Origin of the sequence: Salipiger sp. 1_MG-2023 (genome assembly GCF_030547555.1) — a bacterium.
Classification (GTDB): domain Bacteria; phylum Pseudomonadota; class Alphaproteobacteria; order Rhodobacterales; family Rhodobacteraceae; genus Salipiger.
Genome location: NZ_JAUOQN010000033.1, coordinates 48,071 through 54,451 on the forward strand (window position 1 = coordinate 48,071; position 6,381 = coordinate 54,451).

The following is a 6,381-nucleotide window of genomic DNA, read 5'->3' on the forward strand; positions in this document are numbered from 1 at the left end:
ATCAGACCCGCCTGCCACCACCAAGGATTCCGCTGCTATGAGCCGTTTCGCCGCCCCCATCGCCGAACAGATCTGGGATATGAAGTATCGTTTCAAGAACGCCGATGGCGCGCCGATCGACGTGACTGTCGAAGACACCTGGAGGCGAATCGCGCGCGACATGGCCTCGGTCGAGGCCGAGCCCGAGATCTGGGAAGAGCGGTTCTTTGCCGCGCTTGAGGATTTCCGCTATCTGCCAGCCGGCCGGATCACCGCCGGGGCGGGCACCGCGCGCTCGGTGACGCTGTTCAACTGCTTCGTCATGGGCACCGTGCCGGACAGCATGGGCGGCATTTTCGACATGCTCAAAGAGGCCGCGCTGACCATGCAGCAGGGCGGGGGAATCGGCTATGATTTCTCGACCATCCGGCCCAAGGGTGCGCCGGTGGCCGGGGTTGCCGCCGATGCCTCGGGGCCGCTGTCGTTCATGGATGTCTGGGATGCGATGTGCCGCACCATCATGTCGGCCGGATCGCGCCGGGGCGCGATGATGGCGACCATGCGCTGCGATCACCCTGACATCGAACAGTTCATCAGCGCCAAGTCTGATTCTGCGCGGTTGCGCATGTTCAACCTGTCGGTGCTGGTGACCGATCCGTTCATGGAAGCGGTCAAGGCGGACGACTCGTGGGATCTGCAATTCGGCGGGCGGGTCTATCACACCGTGCAGGCGCGTGATCTGTGGAACAAGATCATGAAGGCGACCTATGATTATGCCGAGCCGGGCGTGATCTTCATCGACCGGATCAACAAGGCCAACAACCTCAACTATGTCGAGGAAATCTGCGCCACCAACCCCTGCGGCGAGCAGCCCCTGCCGCCCTATGGTGCCTGCCTGCTGGGTTCGATCAACCTGGCGCGTCTGGTGTCGGCGCCGTTCGAGCCAGAGGCCGAGATCGACGACGCTGAGCTGGAAGAGCTGGTGGCGACGGCGGTTCGGATGATGGACAACGTGGTCGACGCGTCGAAATTCCCGCTGCCCGCGCAGGAAGAAGAGGCCCGCAACAAGCGCCGGATCGGGCTTGGTGTCACCGGGCTTGCCGATGCGCTGCTGATGAAGGGCCTGCAATACGGCACGCCGGAGGCGGCGCGTCAGGCCGAGCACTGGTTGCACCGGATCGCCCGCGCCGCGTATCTGGCCTCGGTGGAATTGGCCAAGGAAAAAGGTGCGTTCCCGCTGTTTGACGCCGAGAAATACCTTGCCTCGGGCAATATGATGAACATGGATGACGACGTGCGCGAGGCGATCCGCACCCATGGCATCCGCAATGCGCTGCTGACCTCGATCGCGCCGACCGGGACGATCTCGCTGTACGCGGGCAACGTCTCGTCGGGGATCGAGCCGGTGTTCGCCTATGCCTACACCCGCAAGGTTCTGCAAAAAGACGGCACCCGCACCGAGGAAGAGGTGGTCGATTACGCCGTGCAGATGTGGCGCGACCTGAAGGGCGACGCCCCGTTGCCCGACTATTTCGTCAACGCCCAGACACTGGACCCGCAGGCGCATGTGCGGATGCAGGCGGCGGCGCAGAAATGGGTGGATTCGTCGATTTCCAAGACCATCAACTGCCCCGAGGACATCGATTTCGAGGCGTTCAAGGACGTCTACATGCAAGCCTACGAGACCGGCTGCAAAGGCTGCACCACCTATCGTCCGAACGATGTGACCGGCTCGGTGCTGTCGGTGTCGGAGGAGAAGCCGAAGGCACCTGAGGTTATGGCGACCTCGAATGCCGAACCCAATGAGCCGCATGGCGATGTCATCTACATGGCCGATCCGCTCGACCGGCCGCAGGCTCTGGAAGGGCAAACCTACAAGCTGCGTTGGCCCGATAGTGAGCATGCCATTTATCTGACCATCAACGACATTATCGTGAGCGGCCATCGTCGGCCCTTCGAAGTCTTCATCAACTCGAAGAACATGGAACATTACGCCTGGACGGTGGCGCTGACGCGGATGATCTCGGCAGTGTTCCGGCGTGGCGGAGACGTGTCCTTCGTCGTGGAAGAGCTGAAGGCCGTGTTCGATCCGCGCGGCGGCGCTTGGGTGCAGGGCAAGTACATCCCGTCAATCCTCGCGGCGATCGGCGGCGTGATCGAACGACATTTCCTCGCGACAGGATTTATTGAGGGCGAAGGAATGGGCCTCAAGTCGGATCCGAAGGCGCAGGTGGTGAACCTTGACGCTCCGCGCGGGAAGGCGTGTCCGTCCTGCGGTCAGTTCTCGATGATGATGGTGGAGGGTTGCATGACGTGTAGCAGCTGCGGACACTCAAAGTGTGGGTGAGTGGGCTGTTTGTTGGAAGAGGCAGAAACAGCAATAGTCTTCTCAAAAGCAAGCAATAGCGTGCGCAAGGCCTGTCAAGAGTTAATTCTCCTGACAGGTTCTTGTTTTCGAGGGCCCGATTTATCGTTTAAAACCGAAGGCTTGTCGTGATCTAGTGTCTCCGGGAGTGTTGCGTCCCGCATTATGCGTAGCTGCATCGGCTTTGGCTCTCCCGACAGTTCAGGAGCGGGGTTGCAATGCAGAGAAGCGGTTCTGCATTGTTCGCCTTCTAAAAGAGGGCCGTCTTGGGTGGTCGAGAAATAATGAAGCCCAAATTATTTATTCTCGCCGCACTCCATCAAGTGACCGCTAAACCGGCGGATAGTTGACTTAGACCGCAGATGTGGCCTATCCGGTGTCCATCATGACTTACAGTATTCGGCATATTCAGGGCGCTATACGCGTCATTTGAACCCCATCCGGGGGCCGGTCACTTCTGTCATCTTTCCAACAGCACTGACGCCATCATGGCCGGGCATTTGCCCGCGGCCCTCCCGGTTTTTCGACCAAAGGAGACCAAACCATGTCCACCCAACGCAAACACTCGGCAACCAACAATATCATCAATAGCAGGACCGCATCGCGCCGCGCCCGTCGGTATCGAGTAGGGGGCGGTCATGGATAAGCGTCAAGCCAAACGTTTTGCCGTTGTGTCACCCAATCTCGTCACGCCGCGCCTTGCGGATATGGAGCAGGATTTCATCCACGCCTGGATCCGTATGAAGGGAAACCTCAAGCTTGGGGGGCGTGTTCAAGAGCTTGGCTACCGTCAGGAGAAGAAGGCAAAAGACCTTGCGGCCGATGCCCATGCCCGTCGCTTGCGTCAGGCTGGCATGAGTGCCCTGTCAAAAGAAGCCCGAGCTCAAGTAACGGCCTTGGCCCGTGCTGGGGCAATGCTCAATGGGCCGTCATGCGAGGACGAAGTATATCAATTCGCGGCCGACCTTCATGCCGAGAGCCCTTGGATGCGGGATGTTTCCGCATGGGTGATGAATCAGTTGCTTGCACATATCGAGAAAGGCGGGTGCGGGCTTGCTCTGCCACCTGTGATCCTTGCGGGGCCGCCTGGCATCGGGAAGTCGCATTTTGCCCGGGGCCTGGCAGAACGTGCTGGAACGCCTTCGCGTTTGATCGATGTGGGCGGCGGCAGCGCCGGGTTCCGGATCACAGGAACGGAGAAAGGTTGGAGCACGGCTCAGGCGGGTATTCCTGTCGAGACGATCTTGTCCTCGCATGTCGCAAATCCGGTAATGGTAGTTGATGAAGTTGATAAAGCCGGAGAGATGCGGAGCGAAAGTGGACGGTCAACGAGCCTGACCACGGCATTGCTGCCATTGCTCGACGCAGGAACGGCACCGAGTTTTGAATGCCCGTTCCATCGGTTGCCTTTCGATATGTCCCGCGTGATCTGGATCATGACCGCAAATGACGCTGATCGCATTCCTGCACCGTTGCGCGATCGGGCCCGGGTCTTTCACTTGGAAGGCTTGAATGGGGAAGATGCTGTCGATCATTTCGACCGGTTGACGACCCATTGTTGCGACCAAGCCGAACTGGATCAATGCCGCGCCTTCATCACGCGGATGACAAAGGCCCCACGTGGGATCAGTCTGCGCCAGATCCGCCAACTTGTGGATGCGCTGCAGGTATCGACTGCGCCACTTGGTCATTAAGAACCCGCTGGATCCACGCGTGGGTCCGGCCATGCCTTGTATGCCAGACGCATGATCGGCGATCAGAATGATTGAGGCCGGTGTGCGATGTCATTCTCCTCCAAGACCACCCATTCATACAGAAGTCCGTAATCCAAGCCATCAGGGCTGAAAGGAGCAACATCGTATTCGCGGAGCGCGGCACGCAAGGATTGCCAACTTTGGCCCCGCAATATCGCCAGTTCTCGAAGCGTGACGAAGTTTCCTTTGAAGGCAACAATGTCTTTCTCTTGCATGTAATATTGCTGAGCGCGGGTTTTCGGGTTCTGCGCCATAGTAGCCGGTGTATGCCCGTTTTTGATCAGGCGCCCGGCTTGCGGTGGCTTGAGGCCAACAGAACGAGCGAACGCCTCAATGGTCATCCCCGGTGCATCAGGCAATTTCAGAAGGCTTTTCAACTCTTCAAAATGAACGAGAATGCTCGCGTAATCATTCTCGTTGTGCAGCTTGCCGATACGGGTAAGGCGCCCCTCGGTTATCATCTGAATGATTTTCCCGGGCCGGATCTTCAGTCGCTGACTGGCTTTTGCCAAATCGACCCATTGCTGCCGGGGTATCAGCACCGTTTCAGCGCCGTGCAGGAGGTCGTTGATAAAGGAGCGTGCCTGTGCAACGTCCCACAATGGCTTGTGTCCAACGCCTGAAAGCGAAGGTGGGAAATAACCATCTTTGCGAAGGAGTTCAAATTGCGAGCGTGACAGGTTTAGCGCGCTTTGTAGTTCTAACGCGCTGACTTGCCGGTTGAGACTGTTGAGAAATGGGGCGGCGGCATCAGCGTCGAATACATCCCAACGGTCATCACCTTCGCTGCCTATTATTTCCGCCTCAGCCAATAGCTTGCGCAATCGACGTGGATCTATGCCCACCTCATCGGCTGCTGTGATGACAGAATGCTTGCGCCTCTTCAGCACGGGTTCGCCCAGCAATTCGTCTGTGGGCCCGAGTGGCCAGGTTTCCAGGATATGATCCCGTAAAAGCGCTCGGAACGGTGCGTAGTCGTCCCCTGTCAGGTCATATGAGAGGCGATCATAGAGCACTCCGTATTTCTTCTTGGGTCCTTCCCAAGGTTCTCCGATCTCATATTTGAGTTGATTCAACGCCTCAAGGATCGCGCCTTCTCCCTTGTGCGCGACCTCATAGCCCAATTGGTAAAGTGCCCATTGAGATTCTTGTCCGACCATAGACGTAGAAAACTCCAGACGAACCAGTGCCCGCCCCAACAGGTCGCAAAAGACGCAAGCTGCGTAGAGTGAATGTTGATCGAGCCAGCCCGTGCCGGGCCTATCCAATAGACGGCGATCCAGGTATTCATCAAAATCTGTGGGTTCCCGGACTTCTCCATCCATTTCGCCGGACAAGATTGCGGGGGCTATTTCTTTGAAGCGTTCAGATGTGTCAAAGCGGCGTGTCAGATTTGACTCTTTCCAAAGATCGATTAGCGGCAGCCCATGCAGGTGGCAGTATGTCGAATGCCTGGGCAGCCAGTTCCCTTTGATCGACATGGAGAGATGGGGGGGCAAATCGGATGCTGCAGCGTCTTCGCGCAGGCAAGCGGGGCATCCACGCACGATTGTGGCGCGGATCCCTCGCGCATGATACGCCTCGCCTCGAAAAAGGTAACTTCTGGAAGCAACGTAGTGTGGCGACCAAGCCCGGAGATAATTGACGTTGCTACCTGATAAATCCGCCAGCTTCTGCAAGGCAGCGGGGCCACCATCTATAACTGTCTTGAAAGGCAGCCCCATGTCCCGTCCGAATTCGACCACTTCAATACCGTTCCGTGCCGCCAGACGAGACATCAAGGAGAAACCGGTTTCGCGTGATCCCAACGAAACCGTAAGTGGTAAGCGATTAGTCAATTGATGTTCCAAGGCATTTTTGGGTTGCATATAGTGAACGTTATAACTTGGCTTGATATCCTGTTAGAGCGTTGATTGCAGCTATTGAGTGGCAGTATGGGTGGATCGGCCATGCGGCTCGTTCATTTATAGCATCCACGCCCGACGGAGCGCTTTGTGGCAAAGCGATGTCCGCTTCGGCTACTATCCTCGTCTTTCCGATTTATCGCTTGATGTGCTGTCGGGCGGAAAGTGGTCCTTCGCTGCGCTTCCAATCCGATCAGCCCAAACAATGGAAGCGGGCGTTCAGAGTTGCCCCAAATCGAAGGTTTTAACGCTCCTCGGTTTTAACGAAATTGCACGCCCTGAAAGGCATTTCCACTTATAAATCGGTAGTGCCCCGAGAGGTGGTGTAAGAGCGCCGACCTTCGGAGAGGTCCAAGGCTGATCAGGTCGCCACGGCGGA

The 6,381-nt window shown here is 57.5% G+C and carries 3 protein-coding genes; 2 read left to right on the forward strand and 1 reads right to left on the reverse strand.

All coding sequences use genetic code 11. From position 1 onward, the window contains the following. The first annotated feature begins 37 nt into the window (after positions 1–37). Positions 38–2,326: an adenosylcobalamin-dependent ribonucleoside-diphosphate reductase gene (locus tag Q4543_RS15515; RefSeq protein ID WP_303439576.1), complete on the forward strand. Its 2,289-nt coding sequence runs from the start codon at positions 38–40 to the stop codon at positions 2,324–2,326. 656 nt (positions 2,327–2,982) lie between these two features. Continuing rightward, complete coding sequence (locus Q4543_RS15520; protein WP_303439578.1) at positions 2,983–4,038, forward strand: AAA family ATPase; 1,056 nt, start codon at positions 2,983–2,985, stop codon at positions 4,036–4,038. 62 nt (positions 4,039–4,100) lie between these two features. Here Q4543_RS15520 and Q4543_RS15525 read toward each other — a convergent pair whose 3' ends face one another. Beyond that, entirely contained in the window at positions 4,101–5,966 is a 1,866-nt protein-coding gene (locus Q4543_RS15525) for a TniQ family protein (protein WP_303439580.1), read from the reverse strand. Positions 5,967–6,381 lie beyond the last annotated feature (415 nt).